Genomic DNA, 263 nt, shown 5'->3' with positions numbered 1-263 from the left:
ACCCCGCCGCATAAAATTACAGGATAAATTTGGGGCATTTCTGCTCAGTCATAAAATTTAAACACATGCAGTCTGAAAGAATATACTTCGGTTAAAAGAAAGAAAGATATTTATAAACAATATCTGACTTTACTACATAAAATCGAATACAAAATATGTTCCAAAAACGTAATGTTATTTTAAATGAGCGTTCTTACGTTTTGTTTTTGCAAAAGCAATGCTCGCGATCAAGCATAAGAAAAATAATTGATTTACAGAAGACA

The sequence above is a fragment of the Puniceispirillum sp. (SeqCode) genome (genome assembly GCF_965657105.1).
Classification (GTDB): domain Bacteria; phylum Pseudomonadota; class Alphaproteobacteria; order Puniceispirillales; family Puniceispirillaceae; genus Puniceispirillum.
The sequence above is the reverse complement of the archived record's forward strand: the minus strand, read 5'-3'. Positions refer to the sequence as shown.